The organism is Amycolatopsis sp. NPDC034160, from assembly GCF_055575355.1.
Window position 1 is genome coordinate 285,060 of record NZ_JBVISU010000003.1, and the last position, 17,787, is coordinate 302,846.

Genomic DNA, 17,787 nt, shown 5'->3' on the forward strand with positions numbered 1-17,787 from the left:
ATCCTGACGACGCGTGACCCTCCCGCGCCTCGCCGAAGTACGACGCTCACCGAACAATGAACCCATGCGAGCGATCAGCCAAAACCGCCTGGGTGGCCCCGAAGTCCTCGAACTCGTCGACGTCGAAAGGCCCACGCCCGGCCCGACGCAGATCCTGGTCCGGGTGCACGCCGCGGGCGTCAACCCGGTGGACTGGAAGACCCGCGAGACCGGCGGGATCGGCCCGATGGGCGACCCGCCGTTCATCCTCGGCTGGGACGTCTCCGGCGTGGTCGAGGCGGTCGGCGCGGGCGCGACCCTGTTCTCCCCCGGCGACGAGGTCTTCGGTATGCCGTCGTTCCCGTTCCAGGCCGGGGCCTACGCCGAGTACGTGGCCGCGCCGAGCCGGCACTTCGCGCGGAAACCGTCCACTTTGGATCATGCGCACGCGGCGGCGGTCCCGCTCGCCGGGCTCACCGTCTGGCAGAGCCTCGTCGAGACGGCCGAAATCCAGCCAGGGCAACGGGTCCTGATCCACGCGGCGGCGGGCGGGGTCGGCCATCTCGCGGTCCAGATCGCCAAGGCGCGCGGCGCGTACGTGATCGGCACGGCCAGCGTCGCCAAACACGACTTCCTGCGCGGGCTCGGCGCGGACGAACTCATCGACTACCGCACCGCGGACTTCGCCGAGGAGGTCCGCGACGTCGACGTCGTTCTCGACACGATCGGCATGGAGTACGGCCCGCGGTCGCTCGAGACCCTGCGCCGCGGCGGAAGGCTGATCCAGCTGACCCGCACCAACGACGAGCGGTTGCCCGAATTGGCCGCGAAAGCGGGTGTCGCCTGCGGTTTCACCCTCGCCGAGCCCGATCGCGCCGGTCTGCAGGCACTGGCGGAACTGGTCGACAGCGGACGGCTCAAGCCGACCGTCGACACCGTGTTCCCGCTGGAAGAGGCAGCGAAGGCGCAGGAACTCGGGGCGGCGGGCCGGACCAAGGGAAAGATCGTGCTGTCGGTCGCGTCTCTCGAGAGGTAGACAAACGTGGCGACCCGTCCGTAAGGGCCGCGTCAACCAGGCAGGTTGAATTCGCCGTCCCGGACACCCTTCACGAAGGCGTCCCATTCCGCCGGGGTGAACACCAGGATGTTGACGTCCGGATTCGAGGACTGGCGCATCGCGGTGTAGGTGACTCCATCGGTGTGCGGCACGAAGGCGTACTCGACGCAGTCGTCGAGGTCGGCGCCTTCCGGCTCCGCCCGGATCCACTTCGCGTCGCTCAGGTCCAGTTCGTGCCGGATGTGGGCCTTGTCGTCCACCGGCTGCTTACTCATGGTGCACACGCTATCGCTTTCCGATGCGCAAACGAAGGGGCCCTTCACGATGAAGGGCCCCTTCGCGACGAAAACAACTAGGCGGTCTCGGTGATCGGCCGGTCCACCCACGACATCAGGTCGCGCAGCTTCTTGCCGGTCTCCTCGATCGGGTGCTGGTTGCCCTGCTCCTCGAGCTTGGTGAAGTTCGGCCGTCCGGCCTCGTCCTCGGCGACCCATTCGCGGGCGAAGGTGCCGTCCTGGATCTCACCGAGGATCTTCTTCATCTCTTCCTTGACCGCCGGCGAGATGACGCGCGGGCCGCGGGTCAGGTCGCCGTACTCGGCGGTGTCGGAGATCGAGTAGCGCTGACGCGCGATGCCGCCCTCGTACATGAGGTCGACGATCAGCTTCAGCTCGTGCAGCACCTCGAAGTAGGCGATCTCCGGGGCGTAGCCGGCCTCGGTGAGCACCTCGAAACCGGTCTGCACCAGCGCGGAGGCGCCACCGCAGAGCACGGCCTGCTCGCCGAAGAGGTCGGTCTCGGTCTCTTCGGTGAAGGTCGTCTTGATGACACCGGCGCGCGCGCCACCGATGGCGGCCGCGTAGGAGAGCGCGAGCGCCTGCGCGTTGCCGGAGGCGTCCTGCTCGACCGCGATGAGCGCCGGGACACCCTTGCCGTCGACGAACTGGCGGCGGACCAGGTGGCCCGGGCCCTTCGGCGCGACCATGGCGACGTCCACGCCTCCCGGCGGCTTGATCAGGTCGTACCGGATGTTGAAGCCGTGGCCGAAGAACAGCGCGTCGCCGTCCTTGAGGTGCGGCTCGATGTCCTTCTCGTAGATGGCGCGCTGCTTGGTGTCGGGCGCGAGGATCATGATCAGGTCGGCTTCGGCGCTGGCCTCGGCCGGGGTGAGCACGCGGAGACCCTGCTCTTCGGCCTTGGCCCGGGACTTCGAGCCCTCGGGCAGCCCGATGCGGACGTCGACACCGGAGTCGCGCAGGCTGAGCGAGTGCGCGTGGCCCTGGCTGCCGTAGCCGATCACGGCGACTTTGCGACCCTGGATGATCGAAAGGTCCGCGTCGTCGTCGTAAAAGATTTCCACTGCCATGAGGGGTACTACTTCCTTTCCTGACTTACTGAATTAAAGACTTCTAGCGGGCGGAGGTGGCGGTGATGGAGCGCGCGCCACGGCCGACCGCGACCATTCCGGACTGGACCAGTTCGCGGATGCCATAGGGCTCCAGCATCCGCAGCAGGGCACCGATCTTGTCCGAGGTCCCGGTGGCTTCGACGGTGAGCGCCTCGGGGGACACATCCACCACTTTCGCGCGGAAGAGCTGGACCGTCTCGAGAACCTGGCTGCGCACGGTGGCGTCGGCCCGGACCTTGACGAGCAGCAGCTCGCGCTGCACGGCTGTGGACTTTTCCAATTCCACGATCTTGATGACGTTGACCAGCTTGTTGAGCTGTTTGGTCACCTGTTCGAGCGGTAGCTCTTCGACGGCGACCACGATCGTCATCCGGGACACCTCGGGGTTCTCCGTGGGCCCGACGGCGAGGGATTCGATGTTGAAACCGCGCCGGGAGAACAGTCCGGAAACCCGCGCGAGGACACCGGGCTTGTTCTCCACCAGAACGCTCAGGGTGTGCACGCTCATCGGGCGTCTCCTTCAGCTGTGGCGGCGTTCAGCTCCGCTGCGTCGATTTCACCAGCGGCGGCGACCTCGTCGTCGTCGAAGAGCGGGCGGATTCCGCGCACGGCCATGATTTCGTCGTTACCGGTTCCCGCGGCCACCATGGGCCACACCTGGGCATCCTTCCCCACCACGAAATCGATCACGACGGGACGGTCGTTGATCTCCATGGCGCGCCGGATGGTGGCGTCGACGTCCTCCTTGGTCTCGCAGCGGAGCCCGGCGCAGCCGAGCGCCTCCGCGAGCAGGGTGAAGTCGGGGATGCGGTGCTTGTGAGTACCGAGGTCGGTGTTGGAGTACCGCTCCGAGTAGAAGAGGTTCTGCCACTGGCGGACCATGCCCAGGTTGCCGTTGTTGATGACGGCGACCTTGATCGGCGCGCCTTCGATGGCGCAGGTGGCCAGTTCCTGGTTCGTCATCTGGAAACAGCCGTCGCCGTCGATGGCCCAGACCTGCTTGTCCGGCAGACCGAACTTGGCGCCCATCGCGGCGGGGACGGCGAAGCCCATCGTGCCGAGACCGCCGGAGTTGATCCACGTACGCGGGTTCTCGTACTTCACGAACTGCGCGGCCCACATCTGGTGCTGGCCGACGCCCGCGGTGTAGACCGCGTCCGGGCCGACGAGTTCGCCGATGCGCTGGATGACGTACTGCGGGGAAAGGGTGCCGTCCTCGGGCCATTCGTAGCCGGCCGGGTAGTCGTCACGCCAAGCGCTCGCCTGCGTCCACCAGTCCTTCAAATCCGGCTTCGCGGACTTGTCGGTCTCGGCGCGGACGGCCTCGATCAGTTCGGTGATGATCTCCGCGCAGTCGCCGACGATCGGCACGTCCGCCTTGCGGTTCTTGGAGATCTCCGCCGGGTCGATGTCGGCGTGGACGATGGCGGCGTCCGGGGCGAACGAGGACAGCTGCCCGGTGACGCGGTCGTCGAAGCGGGCGCCGAGGGCGATCAGCAGATCCGCCCGCTGCATCGCGGCGACGGCGGCGACCGAACCGTGCATCCCCGGCATGCCGAGGTGCTGCGGGTGCGAGTCGGGGAACGCGCCGCGGGCCATCAGCGTGGTGACGACCGGGATCCCGGTCAGCTCGGCCAGTTCCATCAGCTGACGCGAGGCGTCGGCCTTGATCACGCCACCGCCGACGTAGAGGACCGGGCGCCGCGACTTGCTGATCAGGCGGGCGGCCTCGCGGACCTGCTTGCCGTGTGGGCGCAGCGTGGGCCGGTAGCCCGGCAGCCGCATCTCCGTCGGCCAGGAGAAGGAGGTCATCTCCTGCAGGACGTCCTTGGGGATGTCCACCAGAACCGGGCCGGGGCGGCCGGTCGAGGCGAGGTGGAAGGCCTCCGCGATGGTGCGCGGAATGTCGATCGGGTCGGTGACCAGGAAGTTGTGCTTGGTGATCGGCATCGTGATGCCGCAGATGTCGGCTTCCTGGAAGGCGTCCGTGCCGATCAGCGCGCGGGACTGCTGACCGGTGATGGCGACCACCGGGACCGAGTCCATGTTCGCGTCGGCCAGCGGGGTGACCAGGTTGGTCGCGCCGGGACCCGAAGTGGCCATGCACACCCCGACCTTGCCGGTCGCCTGCGCGTAACCGGTGGCGGCGTGGCCGGCGCCCTGTTCGTGGCGGACCAGGACGTGGCGGACCTTCGTCGAGTCGAGCAACGGGTCGTACGCCGGGAGAATGGTGCCGCCGGGAATACCGAACACGACTTCCGCGCCCACCGCCTCGAGCGAGCGGACGAGCGACTGCGCGCCCGTGACCCGCACCGGGGTCCCGGCGGGCGGCGCCGGCTTGGGTCGGGCTCCGGACGTACCGGAGTTCGCTTCAGCTCGCGAGGTGGCACTAGTCATCGCTTGTATGCCTCGTCTTGTCTAGTCACTCGTTCGGGTATTCATTGGCTGGTTCGGCGGTGAAACTCTATCCAGGCAACAAAAAACCCCCGCCGACCGGAGTGGTCGCACGAGGGTCGCGCGTCGACGCAGCGGAGACTTCCCTAAGCGTCGACGCGCTTGGGAAGTACGAGGCCGGTCTGCGTTGTCACGTTGGTGAAACTAGCCGGTCCCCGTTGAGAGTGTCAACTCTGCGGGACGGCGATTCCGTATGCTGGACACCGCACCCCCCTCACGCGACCCGCGTTCGGGGTCCGGAAGGCCGCGGTGCACCATCTTTGACGTGGCAGAAGAAAAGCAGCAGGAACAGGCGAACGAGGACCATAAGGCCGTCTTCAAAATCCCGAACACGGCGTTGCTGGCGATCGCTTTTCTCGTCGTTTGTGTGACGCCTGTCGCGTTCGGCGACGTGCCCTATCTCCAGTGGCTCTACCTCTTCCCGATCGCGCTGGCGGTGTTCGTGATCCGGACCCGTACGACCGCGACGGCGAACGGCCTGGAGGTTCGCACGATGTTCGGACGGCGGGATTTGCCGTGGTCCTCCCTCAAGGGCCTCGCCATCACCGACAAGGCGAAGGTGCAGGCGGTGCTGAAGGACGAGACCAAGGTCGCCCTGCCCGCCGTGCGCACTCGCCATCTTCCGGTGATCTCGCTGGTCAGCGCGGGTCATATGGCCGATCCGTCCGGGCTCACCGACGATGTCGACGCGGTCAAGGAGACGGCTCCGGAAAAGACCGAGGGTTCCGGGGAGTAGGATTGGTAGGACCAGTTTGGCGCCGGCTCGTCCCGTGCCCCTGGTCCTCATCCCGAACCTTGGAGTCAGCCGTGCCCCCACTCCGTTCCCGGACCACCACCCACGGCCGCAACGCGGCGGGCGCCCGCTCGCTCTGGCGCGCCACCGGAATGACCGACAGCGACTTCGGCAAGCCGATCGTCGCCATCGCGAACTCCTACACCCAGTTCGTGCCGGGGCACGTGCACCTCAAGGATCTCGGCGAGATCGTGGCAGGCGCGGTGAAGGAGGCGGGCGGTGTCGCCCGCGAGTTCCACACGATCGCCGTCGACGACGGAATCGCCATGGGGCACAGCGGAATGCTGTACTCGCTGCCCTCGCGCGAGATCATCGCCGATTCGGTCGAATACATGGTGAACGCGCACCAGGCCGACGCGCTGGTCTGCATCTCCAACTGCGACAAGATCACCCCCGGCATGCTGAACGCGGCCATGCGGCTGAACATCCCGGTGGTGTTCGTCTCCGGTGGGCCGATGGAGGCCGGGAAGGCCGTGGTCGTCGGCGGGGTCGCACAGGCGCCCACCGACCTGATCACCGCGATCGCCGCGTCGGCCAGCAGCGAGGTCGACGAGGACGGTTTGTCCATTGTGGAGCGCTCCGCCTGCCCGACCTGCGGTTCGTGTTCGGGCATGTTCACCGCGAACTCGATGAACTGCCTGACCGAGGCCCTCGGGCTCTCGCTGCCGGGCAACGGCTCCACCCTCGCCACGCACGCCGCCCGCAGGGCGCTGTTCGAGGACGCGGGGCGGACGGTCGTCGAACTGTGCAAGCGCTGGTATGAGCAGGACGACGAGTCCGCGCTCCCGCGTTCGATCGCGTCGAAGAAGGCGTTCGAGAACGCGATGGCCCTCGACATGGCGATGGGCGGTTCGACCAACACGGTGCTGCACGTCCTCGCCGCCGCACAGGAGGGCGAGGTCGACTTCACCATCGACGACATCGACGCCATCGGCCGCCGGGTGCCGTGCCTGTCGAAGGTCGCGCCGAACTCGGACTACCACATGGAGGACGTCCACCGCGCCGGCGGCATCCCGGCCATCCTCGGCGAACTGTACCGCGGCGGGCTGCTGAACACCGACGTCCACTCCGTGCACTCACCGGACCTCGAGTCCTGGCTGTCCACTTGGGACATCCGCGCGAAGGCGCCGTCGGAGCGGGCGATCGAACTGTTCCACGCGGCCCCCGGCGGCGTCCGGACCACGGAGGCGTTCTCCACCGAGAACCGCTGGTCCTCTTTGGACACCGACGCCGCGGACGGCTGCATCCACGACGTCGAGCACGCCTACACCAAGGACGGCGGGCTCGCGATCCTGCGCGGGAACCTCGCCGAGAACGGCGCGGTCATCAAGTCCGCGGGCATCGACGAGGAACTCTGGCACTTCGAGGGCCCGGCGCGGGTGCTGGAAAGCCAGGAGGAGGCGGTTTCGGCCATCCTCAAGAAGGAGATCCAGCCCGGTGAGGTGCTGGTGATCCGGTACGAGGGTCCGGCGGGCGGCCCGGGGATGCAGGAGATGCTGCACCCGACGGCGTTCCTCAAAGGCTCCGGCCTCGGCAAGAAGTGCGCGCTGATCACCGACGGCCGGTTCTCCGGTGGCTCGTCGGGTATCTCGGTCGGGCACATCTCCCCCGAAGCCGCCGCGGGCGGGACGATCGGCCTCGTCCAGAACGGCGACCGGATCCTGCTCGACGTCCACGAGCGCCGTCTCGAACTGCTCGTCGAGGCGGACGTCCTCGCCGAGCGGCGGGCGAAGATGGAGGCGAGCGAACGGCCGTGGCAGCCGGTCTCGCGGGACCGGCCGATCACCGCCGCGCTGCGGGCCTACGCGCGGATGGCGACCTCGGCCGACACCGGTGCCGTGCGAGACCCGAACAAGTAAGCCCCGTCACAAGCATGCATTTAGAGGACTAAATGCGCCCTTCGCTCACTCCTCGTGGGCGGAACGAGCGCATTTAGTCCTCTAAATGCGCCTTGTTCCGCGGGTCAGCGGCACAGGACGAGCACCACGACCGAAGCCGCGGCCGCGAGCAGAAGGCCGATCAGCCCGAACGCGAGCGGCCGCTTCCGCCACGGGGTGTTGACGTCCAGCGCGATCCGCCCGGCCCCCGCGAGCAGGATGGTCAGCGAAGCGGCGCCCAGCAGGAGTTCGAACTCGAAACCCTGTCCGTCCTTCTGGAAGAACCCGCCGCTGAACTTCACGTACATGATGTTCGCGCAGACGCCGAGCAGCGCGGCGGCACCGATCGGCGTGAACAGGCCGACCAGGACGAGCGCGCCGCCGAGCACCTCGCTGATGCCGGTGATCCACGAAAGCAGCGTGGTCTGGCTGGTGTAGCCGAGGTTGCCGAGCACCCTCGCGAAGCCGCCGACCCCGGGGCCACCGAAGGCGCCGAAGAGGTGTTGCAGCCCGTGCGCGCCCATGGTCACGCCGAGCACGACTCGCAGCACGAGCAGACCGAGATCGATCCCGCCCCTGGTCTCCACCGGGTTCGGGCCACCGTCGGGGTCGGCCACGTCCGAGATCATGCTGGTCTGGTAGTCATCGCTCACGCGCGAAGAGTAGGGGAAACAGGCGCCTCGGGCGACTGAACAGCGGTGTGGCGGCTCAAAACAGGGTCGCGGGCTCGACCGGTTCGGGCTCGGGCAACGGGTCAAGGCCGGGTACGAGGGCGCGCACGTCGTCGTGGAACCGGCGGGCGAGCGGCGGCGCGTCGTCGTTGTCGGGGGTGTGCACGAAGACCGTCGGCGAGCGGCCCACGCGCAGCCATTCGGCGACCACCTCGGTCCACGGTCCCCACCCCTGGACCGTCTCCTCGGCCGAGTCCCGGCCGAGGTAGCGGACGATCGGCCGGTCGGTCAGCGCCCGCGTCCGCCGCGGCAGCCGGGGTTTCCTGGTCCAGGTCTCCCGTTCGATCTCGCTGGTCGGCGGGCGCTGGAAGAAAACCGTGGTGTCGAACGGCACCCACTCGGTGCTCACGTCGGTGAGGGTCTTCTCCAGCACCGAAGTCGACTGGGCGTCGGTGTAGAAGCCGGGATGGCGTACCTCCACGGCGCGCCGGAGTCCGGCGGGGAGACGGCGCAGGAAGCGACCGAGCGTGTCGACCTCCGACGGGCCGAACGAGGCGGGCAACTGGGTCCACAGGATCGCCCGGTCGCCGAGGGGTTCGACCGCGTCCAGGAACGCCCGCATCTCGGTCTCGACACCGGTGAGCCGTCGCTCGTGCGTGACGACCTTGGGCAGCTTGACCAAGAACCGGAAGCCGGGATCGGTCTGCCGCGCCCACGTCGCGACGGTGTCGCGGGCGGGTGTCGCGTAGAAGGTGGTGTTGCCTTCGACCGCGTTGCACCAACCGGCGTAGGCACGCAGGCGCTCCCCCGCCGTGGTCGACCGCGGCACGAACCGCCCGGCCCACGCCTTGTGCGCCCACATCGCGCAACCGACATGAAGATTCGCCACGCTGATCAGTATTCGCCGTGGACCAGGTTCTTCGGCAGCTCCCCACCCAGATAGTGGCTCAGTTCCCGGACCACCACCGCGTAGGCGCGCTGCCGCACGCCGCTCACCGCGCCCCCGACGTGCGGGGTCAGCAGCAGCCCCGGCACGTCCCAGAGCGGGTGCCCGTCGGGCAACGGCTCGGGATCGGTGACGTCGAGCGCGGCGCGGAGGCGGCCCGAAGCCAGTTCGGCGACGAGCGCGTCGGTGCGCACGACCGGTCCTCGCGAGACGTTGACGAGGATCGCCCCGTCCGGCATCGCGGCCAGGAACTCCGCGTCGACCAGGCCGCGGGTGTGCTGCGTCAGCGGCACCATCAGGACCGTGACGTCGTGTTCCGGCAGCAGCCGGGGAAGTTCACCGACGGCGTGCACCCCTTCGCGGGAGGTCGTGCCGACCATCGTGCAGCGCACGTCGAACGTCTCCAGCCGACGCCGCAGCTGCCTGCCGAGGTCACCGGCACCGACGATGAGCACCCGCTTGCCCTGCAACGTGTCGGTGGTCCGGCGCTGCCACCGCTTCCGGCGCTGGCCGTCGGCGAAATCGTGGAGACCGCGGTACATCGCCAGCAGGACCGCGACGACCCATTCGGCCGAGCTTCCGCCGTGCGCGCCACGGCAGGTCGAAAGCAGGACGCCGTCCGGCACGTTGCCGATCCAGTCCTCGGCCCCCGCCACCAGCAGCTGCACGAGTTTGACGTTCGGCAGTTCGCGCCACATCGCTTCGGTCGGCCGTCCACCGGTCACGAGGACCTCGGCTTCGGCGGCTTCGGCGGGCACCGGCTCTCCCTGCCGGTACACCACCGGACGCACACCGTCGATCTCCGAAAGCGCGGTCACACCCTCTTCGTCGGGCACCAGCACGGTAACGGTCATGATCACCACGGTATCGAGAACCGCTTACCCGTGGTTCACGCACGCCCACCTAGGCTGATCCCGTGCGTACCCGGTACCGGCGGAAATGGACTTCGCCGCTGGCTCTGCTGGCCTGCGGCGCACTCGTGCTTTCCGGCTGCGCCAAATTCGACGACACGGCGGCCGGCCAGACCTTCACCCCGGTGAACCCGCCGTCCCCCGAATCCCCGCCGCAGGCCGGGCCCGGTGGTGACGCGGGCGACTCCGGTCCAGGCCGCGGCAACGGCAGTGGACCGAATCAGACACCGACCCCGGTACCGCCGCCCCAGGGCTGCAAGGACTTCGACAAGATCGTCATCGCGACCTGCCTGGACACCGTCGCCGCCGTCGCCGCGATCCCGGGCGACGGCAGCGCGCCCGGCGCGCTCGCGGGTGAACGCAAGAGCGGCCGCATCGTGCTCGCCGCCGCCGGGAAGGATCCGGCCGCCTGGGCCACCATCCCGGTGGACGGTTCCGGCGACGGCGGCCTCACCTCACTCGCCCTGTCGCCCGGCTTCGCGGAAGACCAGCTCGTCTTCGCCTACATCACCACCCCGACCGACAACCGGGTCGTCCGGCTCGCGAAGGGGCAGGCGCCGAAACCGGTGCTGACCGGCATTCCCAAGGGCGCCACCGGCAACCGCGGCGCGATCGGCACCGACGCCAAGGGCGCGCTTCTGGTCGCCACCGGCGACGCGGGCAACGCCGGGCTCGCGGCCGATCCGGCGTCGCTGGCCGGGAAGGTGCTGCGGATCGACACCTCCGGCAAACCGGCGCCGGGCAATCCGACGGCCGGCTCCGCGGTCTTCTCCACCGGCGTGCACTCCCCTGGCGGGATCTGCCGCGACGAAGCCGGTTCCCGGATGTGGCTGACCGACAGGCTGGCGGACAAGGACGTCGTCTACCGGCTCCGCGCCGGCCAGCCGCTGACCACCCCGGCCTGGAGCTGGCCGGACAAGCCCGGGGTGGCGGGCTGCGCGGATTTCGTCGGTGCCGTCGGCTACCTGTACGTGACGACGTCGGTCGCGGGGAACCTGCAGAACCTTCCGGTCACCCCGGACGGCGCGGTGACCGGCAAACCCAATCTCGCCTTGGACGGCAAGACCGGGAAACCGCCGAAGACCTTCGGCCGCCTGGCCGGGATGAGCATGATCAATCCGCAGCTGGCCGTGGCCGGAACCGTCAACAAGGACGGCGGCACACCGGTGTCGAGTGACGACCGCGTGGTCCTCATCTCGCCGACGATCGGCGGCAACGGGGGCGGCAAGGACTGATCCGCCCCCGCCCTCCTCCGTGTCTCAGCTGGTCGGCCGCGGGAACACCGGCGGGGTGAACCGCACGAACGCCGGTGCCATCGGCTTTTCCTCGAAGGTTTCGCTGAACAGCTCCGGGACCAGCCGGTGATCGGGGCCGAGTCCGTTCGCCGCGGCGTTGAGCGGGTGCGGGCCGGTGGACGGCCAGCGTCCACTGTCCACACGGGACAGCAGGGTGCGCAGCAGGACGATCTCCTCAGCGGCGTTGAACGAGCAGTGGCCGCCACGCTCGACGTAGGTCCGGCGCAGCCGCTCCGGATCACCGTTCCGGCGGACCTGGTCGGCGTACCAGCGGGTCTGATCCGCAACGGCGCCGCCGTCACCGGTGGTGTGCACGGTCAGCACGGGTGACGGCGTGGTGCCCGCGGCCACGGTGTGACGCCGCAGGTAGGCCTCCGCCGCCGGATCCGCGGAGATCCTCGGCGCCGCGGCGAGCCGGTCGAGGTCGGCCGCCAGATCCACGCCGGCCGCCTGCCGATAGGCGTGCCGGACCAGGTCGCGCCGAGCGGAGCCGTCGAGCATGCGGCGGTAGTCGATCCCGGTGTTCCACGACGGGTTCCCACCGGCCCGGCGCTCGATTTCGGCCCGTGCCACCGGTCCGTAGCCGTTCACGTAGGCCGCGGTGACCCAGATCGCCTGCTGGGCGAGCCGGTCCGACGGCGCGGACGGCTCCGGCTGATGTGCGAAGGCCCAGCCCGGGATGTTGCCGAGTGCCCCGGCCAGCGCGATCCGGGCGCGCCCCGAGCCGGTCTTCTGGGCTTCCGCCACGATCGCCGTCAGCGCGGCCTGGGCGGCTTCGGGGTCGCGCGGCCTGACCAGGTCGATGTCCGCGTCCGGCGCCAGGAGAGTCTTGAGGGCGAAGAGCATGTCGAGCGCGCTGTTCCAGGTGCCGTTCGCGTCGTATTCGCCGCATTGGGTCAGCACACCGTCGAAACGGCCAGGGTTGTCCTCGGCCAGCTTCAGTGAGATCACCGCGCCCATGGACATCCCGCTGGTGATGGTCCGCCGCGGCTTCCCCACGTTCGCCTGGAACCAGTCCAGCAACGCGACCTGGTCGGTCAGCGCCTCCTCGATCACGTACCCGAACACGCCCTGGTAATTCGACGCGGCGAGTGCGTAGCCCTGATCGAGCAGCCAAGCCTCGGTCTCCGGCCGGGTGGCCAGGTGGATCCGCTCCGGCGGCCATTCCTTCACATAGAGCCCGTGGCTGTACAGCACCAGCGTGCCGTTCCATCGTTTCGGCACTTTGACCAGGTATCTCGCGCCGTCGATCGTTCCTTCGTGTGTTCGCCACGACTCCTTCGCCACGGCCGGGACCGCGGTCAGCAGGCCGCCGAGCAGGAGCGTGACGAGGGCGGTGACGAGAGTCTTGAGCGTTCGGTTCATGAGCCCAAAATAGGTGACCAAAAGGTCACATGTCAACGTCCGGCGAACCCTGCCGCATTGAGAGGACTAAATGCGAAGGGGTGGTCAGCGGCGGGTGCGGGTCTCGGCGCGCAGCACCCGGACGTCGAAGAAGGCGGCCACCGCCGAGACGACGGCGGCGAGCAGGCCGAGGTATCGGCCGAGGCCGGTCCCGATCTCGATACCCGCCGCGGAGAAGATCCCCCGCTGGTCGGCGGTGAACTGCCAGTCGAGGATGGCCCAGCCGAGCAGCATCAGCAGCAGCGCGCCGATGGCCGCCATCAGCCACAGATGCGGCAGGCCCGCGCGACGGACGGCGTCGACGCGGCCGAACAGCACGACGGCGAGGCCGGGCAGGAACAGCAGAAAAAGCGGCGCCCAGGCGAGGAAACCCGCATGCCACGCGTCACGCGTGACGTCGTTGGCCGGCAACGTCGTCAGCGCGTCTTCGATTTCCGGCCGCGCCGCGGTCAGGGTCGTCCACGGCAGGAACAAGGCCATCAGCGCGAGCAGCCCGGCCGTGAGGCCGAGCCACTCACGCCAAGTGACCTTCTTCAAAGCGAGCTCAGGCACCGACTCGCTCGACGATCAGTTCGCGCACGCGCTTGGCGTCGGCCTGGCCCTTGGTGGCCTTCATGACCGCGCCGACGATCGCCCCGGCCGCGGCCACCTTGCCGCCGCGGATCTTCTCGGCGATGTCCGGCTGCGCGGCCAGCGCCTCGTCGACCGCCGCGATGAGCGCGGAATCGTCGGAAACGACCTTCAGGCCGCGCTTCTCGACGACCTCGGACGGCGAACCCTCGCCGGCGAGCACGCCCTGCACGACCTCCTTGGCCAGCTTGTTGGTCAGCTCACCGGACTTCACCAGCCCGATGACCTCGGCCAGCTGCGCCGGGGTGATCGCCAGCTCGGCCAGTTCGACCTCGCGGGAGTTGGCTTCCTGCGCCAGCGTGTTGACCCACCAGCTACGGGCCTCGTCCGGGGTCGCGCCGGCCTCGACGGTCGCGGTGACCAGGTCGACCGCGCCGACGTTGAGCAGGTCGCGCAGTGCCTCGTCGGTCAGGTTCCACTCGCGCTGGATGCGCTTGCGGCGCTCCGACGGCATTTCCGGCAGCGTCTTGCGCAGCTCGTCGACCCACTCGGTCGACGGCGCGATCGGCACCAGGTCGGGCTCCGGGAAGTACCGGTAGTCCTCGGCGGTCTCCTTCGTGCGCCCGGGCGACGTGGTGCCGTCGGACTCCTGGAAGTGCCGCGTCTCCTGCTTGATCGAGCCGCCCTCGGCGAGGATCGCCGCCTGGCGCGTCATCTCGTACCGCACGGCGCGCTCGACGCTGCGCAGCGAGTTGACGTTCTTGGTCTCGGTTCGCGTACCGAACTCGGTGGCGTCCTTGGCCATCAACGAAACGTTCGCGTCGCAACGCAGGGAACCCTGGTCCATGCGGACGTCGGAGACGTCGAGTGCCTGCAGCAGATCCCGCAGCGCGCTCACATACGCCCGCGCGACCTCGGGAGCGCGCTCCCCGGTGTGCTCGATCGTCTTGGTGACGATCTCGATCAGCGGCACACCGGCGCGGTTGTAGTCGAGCAGCGAGTGCTCGGCGCCGTGGATCCGGCCGGTGGCGCCGCCGACGTGCAGCGACTTGCCGGTGTCCTCCTCCATGTGCGCGCGCTCGATCTCCACGCGCACGACCTCGCCGTCGTCCAGCGTCACGTCGAGGTAGCCGTTGAAGGCGATCGGCTCGTCGTACTGCGAGGTCTGGAAGTTCTTCGGCATGTCCGGATAGAAGTAGTTCTTCCGGGCGAACCGGCACCACGGCGCGATCTCGCAGTTGAGCGCGAGCCCGATCCGGATCGCGCTCTCGACGGCCTTGCCGTTCAACGCGGGCAGGGCACCGGGCAGGCCGAGACAGGTCGGGCACACCTTGGTGTTGGGCTCGCCGCCGAACTCGTTGGCGCAGCCGCAGAACATCTTGGTGTCGGTGTTCAACTCGACGTGCACCTCGAGGCCCAGCACCGGGTCGAACCGCTCGATGACGTCGGCGTAGTCCATCAACTCAACCACGGCGGTCACTTCTTTCCTCCCAGCTCCGGAACCTCGTGCACCAGCGAGCCACCGTTGGCGGCGTCACGCGCGACCTCGTAGGCGGCGCCGACGCGGTACAGCCGGTCGTCGGCCATCGCCGGGGCCATGATCTGCAGGCCGACCGGCAGGCCGTCCTCGTGCGACAGTCCACTCGGGACACTCATCGCGGCGTTGCCCGCGAGGTTCGACGGGATGGTGCACAGGTCCGCCAGGTACATCGCCATCGGGTCGTCGACCCGCTCGCCGATCTTGAACGCGGTGGTCGGCGTGGTCGGCGACACCAGCACGTCCACCTTTTCGTACGCGGCTTCGAAGTCACGCGTGATGAGCGTGCGGACCTTCTGCGCCGAGCCGTAGTAGGCGTCGTAGTAGCCCGACGACAGCGCGTACGTGCCGAGCATGATGCGCCGCTTGACCTCGGGGCCGAAGCCCTTCTCGCGGGTGAGCGACATGACCTCTTCGGCGCTGTGCGCGCCGTCGTCGGACACGCGCAGGCCGTAGCGCATGGCGTCGAACCGCGCGAGGTTGGACGAGCACTCGCTCGGCGCGATCAGGTAGTACGCGGGCAGCGCGTAGGTGAAGTTCGGGCACGAGACCTCGACGACCTCGGCACCGAGCGAGCGCAGCTGCTCGACGGCGGCCTCGAAGGACCGCAGCACGCCAGGCTGGTAGCCGTCACCGGCGAACTCCTTCACCACGCCGACGCGCACGCCCTTGAGGTCACCGGTCAGGCCCTGGCGGGCCGCGGCGACCACCGGCGGGACCGGCGCGTCGATCGAGGTCGAGTCCATCGGGTCGTAGCCGGCGATGACCTCGTGCAGCAGGGCGGCGTCGAGCACCGTCCGCGCGCAGGGACCGGCCTGGTCCAGCGACGACGAGAAGGCGATGAGGCCGTAGCGGGACACGCCGCCGTACGTCGGCTTCACCCCGACGGTGCCGGTGACGGCGCCCGGCTGGCGGATCGAGCCACCGGTGTCGGTACCGATCGCGATCGCGGCTTCGAAGGCCGCGATGGACGCCGAGGAGCCACCACCGGAACCGCCGGGGATGCGGGCGTGGTCCCACGGGTTGTGCGTCGGGCCGAACGCGGAGTTCTCCGTGGAGGAGCCCATCGCGAACTCGTCCATGTTGGTCTTGCCGAGCACCACGACACCGGCTTCGCGCAGCTTGCGCGTCACGGTGGCGTCGTACGGCGGGATCCAGTTCTCCAGCGTCTTGGAACCGGCGGTGGTGGGGATGCCCTGGGTGGTCAGCACGTCCTTGAGCGCCAGCGGCACCCCGGCGAGCGGCGACTTCGGCGCCTTGCCCTCGGCGACGTCGGCGTCCACCGCGCGAGCGGCCTCGAGCGCGCCTTCGGTGTCCACGTGCAGGAACGCGTGGATGTGCTCGTCGACCTCGGCGATCCGGTCCAGGTGGGCCTGGGCGACCTCGACCGCCGAGACCTCACGCATCTGGATCTTGTCCGCCAGTTCGGCGGCGGTCAGTTTGATGAGTTCGGTCACTGCTCTTCTCCCAGAATCCGCGGCACCCGGAAACGACCCTCTTCGGCGGCCGGCGCACCGGCCAAGGCCTGCTGCTGGGTCAGCCCCTGACGGACGACGTCGTCACGGAAGACGTTGGTCAGCGGCACGGCGTGCGACGTGGGCGGGACATCCTCGCCTGCGACCTCGCTCACCTTGGCCACCGAGTCCAGGATCTGGTCGAGCTGGCCTGCGAAGACGTCCAGCTCCTCTTCGGTGACGGCAAGCCTGGCCAGCTTGGCGAGATGTGCGACCTCGTCGCGGGAAATGTTGGGCACGCGGGTGACTCCCGGGGTGTGCTGTGCGGGTTCTGTCGGAAGCTGCAAGTCTATGGTGGCGGCGTCGGCGTACTCGACTGGGTTATGCCGCGGCCCGCACTCCTGCTCGGGGTAGGGCACTTCGGGTAAGGAGTGCCTGGTTCGTTATCCCGAAGACCGGATGGCGGACCCCATTACATCGTCCGGTCTGTCACAATCGGCGCCCGGCGTAGCGCGTTCCACGGCGAGGCTGGAACGCCTGAGGCGAGAGGGGCGCGTGTGTCGTTCCTGATCCGGGTCCAATTACCGGACACCCCGGGGACCCTCGGTGCGGTCGCCACCGCGCTCGGCACCGTCGGCGCCGACATCCTGAGCGTGGACGTGGTCGAACGCGGCGGCGGTATCGCCGTCGACGACCTCGTCGTCGAAATCCCCTCCGGGAGGCTGCCGGACGCGCTGATCACCGCCGCCGAAAGCGTCGACGGTGTCGAGGTCGACGCCGTCCGCCCGTACGCCGGGGTCCTGGACACCCATCGCGAACTCGAACTGGTCGAGGAGATCGCCGCGAAGCCCGCTTCGGGGCTGGAAATCCTCGCCGAGGGCGTGCCGCGGATCATCCGGGCCGGCTGGGCCGTCGTCGTCGAACACGCCGAATCGGGCGCGATCCGGCTGGCGTCGTCCAACGCCGCGCCCGAGACGCCGATCACCGACCTGCCGTGGCTTCCGCTGGAACGCGCCACCATCCTCGACGCCGAGGAAGCGTGGATCCCGGAGACGTGGAAGGAGCTGGGCACCGAACTGGCGGCGACGCCGCTGGGGAAGCCCGGGAAGGCGCTGCTGGTCGCGCGGCCGGGCGGGCCGAACTTCCGTGCCGCCGAAGTGGCACGTCTGGCGCACTTCGCGGGGATCGTCGCCGTCGTGCTGGACAGCTGACCCTCGCTCCCTGGGGCCCGCCCCTTCATTGCACATCAGCGAGGACGGCTCACGAGTCGAAAATCGCCTCGGCGCGGAGCCTTGTGGCCGGGTTCACGAAACCGGCAAGCGACGTTTCGAAGCTAGGGAGCGCCTCGGCGTTCGCTCCCGCGAGCAGTTCCATCACGCTGGGCTCGGAGGTGACGATCACCTTCGGCCGCGTTATCGCGCATCTCGTCCA

The 17,787-nt window shown here is 69.0% G+C and carries 18 protein-coding genes; 5 read left to right on the forward strand and 13 right to left on the reverse strand.

From position 1 onward, the window contains the following. The first annotated feature begins 64 nt into the window (after nucleotides 1-64). A complete protein-coding gene (locus ACZ54P_RS09790; RefSeq protein WP_465461115.1) occupies nucleotides 65-1,015 on the forward strand; it encodes an NADP-dependent oxidoreductase in 951 nt (316 codons plus the stop codon). Nucleotides 1,016-1,047: 32 nt separating this feature from the next. Here ACZ54P_RS09790 and ACZ54P_RS09795 read toward each other — a convergent pair whose 3' ends face one another. From ACZ54P_RS09795 to ACZ54P_RS09810, 4 genes are all read right to left on the reverse strand, one after another. Next, nucleotides 1,048-1,311: a DUF397 domain-containing protein gene (locus ACZ54P_RS09795; protein WP_465461116.1), complete on the reverse strand. Its 264-nt coding sequence runs from the start codon at nucleotides 1,309-1,311 to the stop codon at nucleotides 1,048-1,050. 77 nt (nucleotides 1,312-1,388) lie between these two features. Beyond that, nucleotides 1,389-2,402 carry a ketol-acid reductoisomerase gene (gene ilvC, locus ACZ54P_RS09800; protein WP_465461117.1) on the reverse strand — a complete coding sequence of 338 codons (1,014 nt, stop codon included), beginning with the start codon at nucleotides 2,400-2,402 and terminating at the stop codon, nucleotides 1,389-1,391. Nucleotides 2,403-2,445: 43 nt separating this feature from the next. After that, on the reverse strand, nucleotides 2,446-2,952 hold the full coding sequence (gene ilvN, locus ACZ54P_RS09805; protein WP_076162709.1) for an acetolactate synthase small subunit: 507 nt from the start codon (nucleotides 2,950-2,952) through the stop codon (nucleotides 2,446-2,448). Continuing rightward, nucleotides 2,949-4,757 (reverse strand): acetolactate synthase large subunit, encoded by a 1,809-nt coding sequence (locus ACZ54P_RS09810; protein ID WP_465461118.1) that lies wholly within the window; start codon nucleotides 4,755-4,757, stop codon nucleotides 2,949-2,951. The genes ilvN and ACZ54P_RS09810 overlap by 4 nt, the downstream gene beginning before the upstream one ends. A 406-nt stretch (nucleotides 4,758-5,163) precedes the next feature. Between ACZ54P_RS09810 and ACZ54P_RS09815 the strand changes: the two genes are divergently transcribed. After that, nucleotides 5,164-5,634 (forward strand): PH domain-containing protein, encoded by a 471-nt coding sequence (locus ACZ54P_RS09815; protein ID WP_465461119.1) that lies wholly within the window; start codon nucleotides 5,164-5,166, stop codon nucleotides 5,632-5,634. A 71-nt stretch (nucleotides 5,635-5,705) separates the two neighbouring features. Then, complete coding sequence (gene ilvD / locus ACZ54P_RS09820; protein WP_465461120.1) at nucleotides 5,706-7,550, forward strand: dihydroxy-acid dehydratase; 1,845 nt, start codon at nucleotides 5,706-5,708, stop codon at nucleotides 7,548-7,550. 104 nt (nucleotides 7,551-7,654) lie between these two features. Here ilvD and ACZ54P_RS09825 read toward each other — a convergent pair whose 3' ends face one another. From ACZ54P_RS09825 to ACZ54P_RS09835, 3 genes are all read right to left on the reverse strand, one after another. Beyond that, nucleotides 7,655-8,197 carry a DoxX family protein gene (locus tag ACZ54P_RS09825; protein WP_465461448.1) on the reverse strand — a complete coding sequence of 181 codons (543 nt, stop codon included), beginning with the start codon at nucleotides 8,195-8,197 and terminating at the stop codon, nucleotides 7,655-7,657. A gap of 79 nt (nucleotides 8,198-8,276) precedes the next feature. Further along, nucleotides 8,277-9,101, reverse strand: a complete 825-nt coding sequence (locus tag ACZ54P_RS09830) for a DUF72 domain-containing protein (protein WP_465461449.1) — start codon at nucleotides 9,099-9,101, stop codon at nucleotides 8,277-8,279. A gap of 32 nt (nucleotides 9,102-9,133) precedes the next feature. Further along, a complete protein-coding gene (locus tag ACZ54P_RS09835) occupies nucleotides 9,134-10,039 on the reverse strand; it encodes a 2-hydroxyacid dehydrogenase (RefSeq protein WP_465461121.1) in 906 nt (301 codons plus the stop codon). Nucleotides 10,040-10,101: 62 nt separating this feature from the next. On the opposite strand from ACZ54P_RS09835, the gene ACZ54P_RS09840 reads away from it, so the two are divergent. After that, a complete protein-coding gene (locus tag ACZ54P_RS09840; protein ID WP_465461122.1) occupies nucleotides 10,102-11,331 on the forward strand; it encodes a PQQ-dependent sugar dehydrogenase in 1,230 nt (409 codons plus the stop codon). 24 nt (nucleotides 11,332-11,355) lie between these two features. Here the strand turns inward: ACZ54P_RS09840 and ACZ54P_RS09845 are convergent, their stop codons facing one another. The 5 genes from ACZ54P_RS09845 to gatC form a co-directional block, all read right to left on the reverse strand. Next, complete coding sequence (locus ACZ54P_RS09845; protein ID WP_465461123.1) at nucleotides 11,356-12,756, reverse strand: DUF6351 family protein; 1,401 nt, start codon at nucleotides 12,754-12,756, stop codon at nucleotides 11,356-11,358. Nucleotides 12,757-12,840: 84 nt separating this feature from the next. Beyond that, a complete protein-coding gene (locus ACZ54P_RS09850) occupies nucleotides 12,841-13,347 on the reverse strand; it encodes a hypothetical protein (RefSeq protein ID WP_465461124.1) in 507 nt (168 codons plus the stop codon). Next, nucleotides 13,340-14,845 (reverse strand): Asp-tRNA(Asn)/Glu-tRNA(Gln) amidotransferase subunit GatB, encoded by a 1,506-nt coding sequence (gene gatB, locus ACZ54P_RS09855; RefSeq protein ID WP_465461125.1) that lies wholly within the window; start codon nucleotides 14,843-14,845, stop codon nucleotides 13,340-13,342. Before gatB ends, ACZ54P_RS09850 begins: the two co-directional genes overlap by 8 nt. Then, entirely contained in the window at nucleotides 14,842-16,359 is a 1,518-nt protein-coding gene (gene gatA / locus ACZ54P_RS09860; RefSeq protein ID WP_465461126.1) for an Asp-tRNA(Asn)/Glu-tRNA(Gln) amidotransferase subunit GatA, read from the reverse strand. The genes gatB and gatA overlap by 4 nt, the downstream gene beginning before the upstream one ends. Then, the gene (gene gatC / locus ACZ54P_RS09865) at nucleotides 16,356-16,655 is read right to left on the reverse strand and encodes an Asp-tRNA(Asn)/Glu-tRNA(Gln) amidotransferase subunit GatC (RefSeq protein WP_061982060.1); all 300 of its coding nucleotides are present in this window, start codon (nucleotides 16,653-16,655) and stop codon (nucleotides 16,356-16,358) included. Before gatC ends, gatA begins: the two co-directional genes overlap by 4 nt. Nucleotides 16,656-16,913: 258 nt before the next feature. Between gatC and ACZ54P_RS09870 the strand changes: the two genes are divergently transcribed. After that, on the forward strand, nucleotides 16,914-17,567 hold the full coding sequence (locus ACZ54P_RS09870; RefSeq protein WP_465461127.1) for an ACT domain-containing protein: 654 nt from the start codon (nucleotides 16,914-16,916) through the stop codon (nucleotides 17,565-17,567). Between the two features lie 49 nt (nucleotides 17,568-17,616). Here the strand turns inward: ACZ54P_RS09870 and ACZ54P_RS09875 are convergent, their stop codons facing one another. Continuing rightward, a complete protein-coding gene (locus ACZ54P_RS09875; RefSeq protein ID WP_465461128.1) occupies nucleotides 17,617-17,757 on the reverse strand; it encodes a hypothetical protein in 141 nt (46 codons plus the stop codon). Nucleotides 17,758-17,787: the final 30 nt, after the last annotated feature.

Bases quoted from the DNA above. Each gene is read 5' to 3' on its own strand.
- ACZ54P_RS09790 (WP_465461115.1), top strand. From the start codon at position 65: ATGCGAGCGATCAGCCAAAACCGCCTGGGTGGCCCCGAAGTCCTCGAA.
- ACZ54P_RS09795 (WP_465461116.1), bottom strand. From the start codon at position 1,311: ATGAGTAAGCAGCCGGTGGACGACAAGGCCCACATCCGGCACGAACTG.
- ilvC (WP_465461117.1), bottom strand. From the start codon at position 2,402: ATGGCAGTGGAAATCTTTTACGACGACGACGCGGACCTTTCGATCATC.
- ilvN (WP_076162709.1), bottom strand. From the start codon at position 2,952: ATGAGCGTGCACACCCTGAGCGTTCTGGTGGAGAACAAGCCCGGTGTC.
- ACZ54P_RS09825 (WP_465461448.1), bottom strand. From the start codon at position 8,197: ATGATCTCGGACGTGGCCGACCCCGACGGTGGCCCGAACCCGGTGGAG.
- ACZ54P_RS09830 (WP_465461449.1), bottom strand. From the start codon at position 9,101: ATGTGGGCGCACAAGGCGTGGGCCGGGCGGTTCGTGCCGCGGTCGACC.
- ACZ54P_RS09835 (WP_465461121.1), bottom strand. From the start codon at position 10,039: ATGACCGTTACCGTGCTGGTGCCCGACGAAGAGGGTGTGACCGCGCTT.
- ACZ54P_RS09845 (WP_465461123.1), bottom strand. From the start codon at position 12,756: ATGAACCGAACGCTCAAGACTCTCGTCACCGCCCTCGTCACGCTCCTG.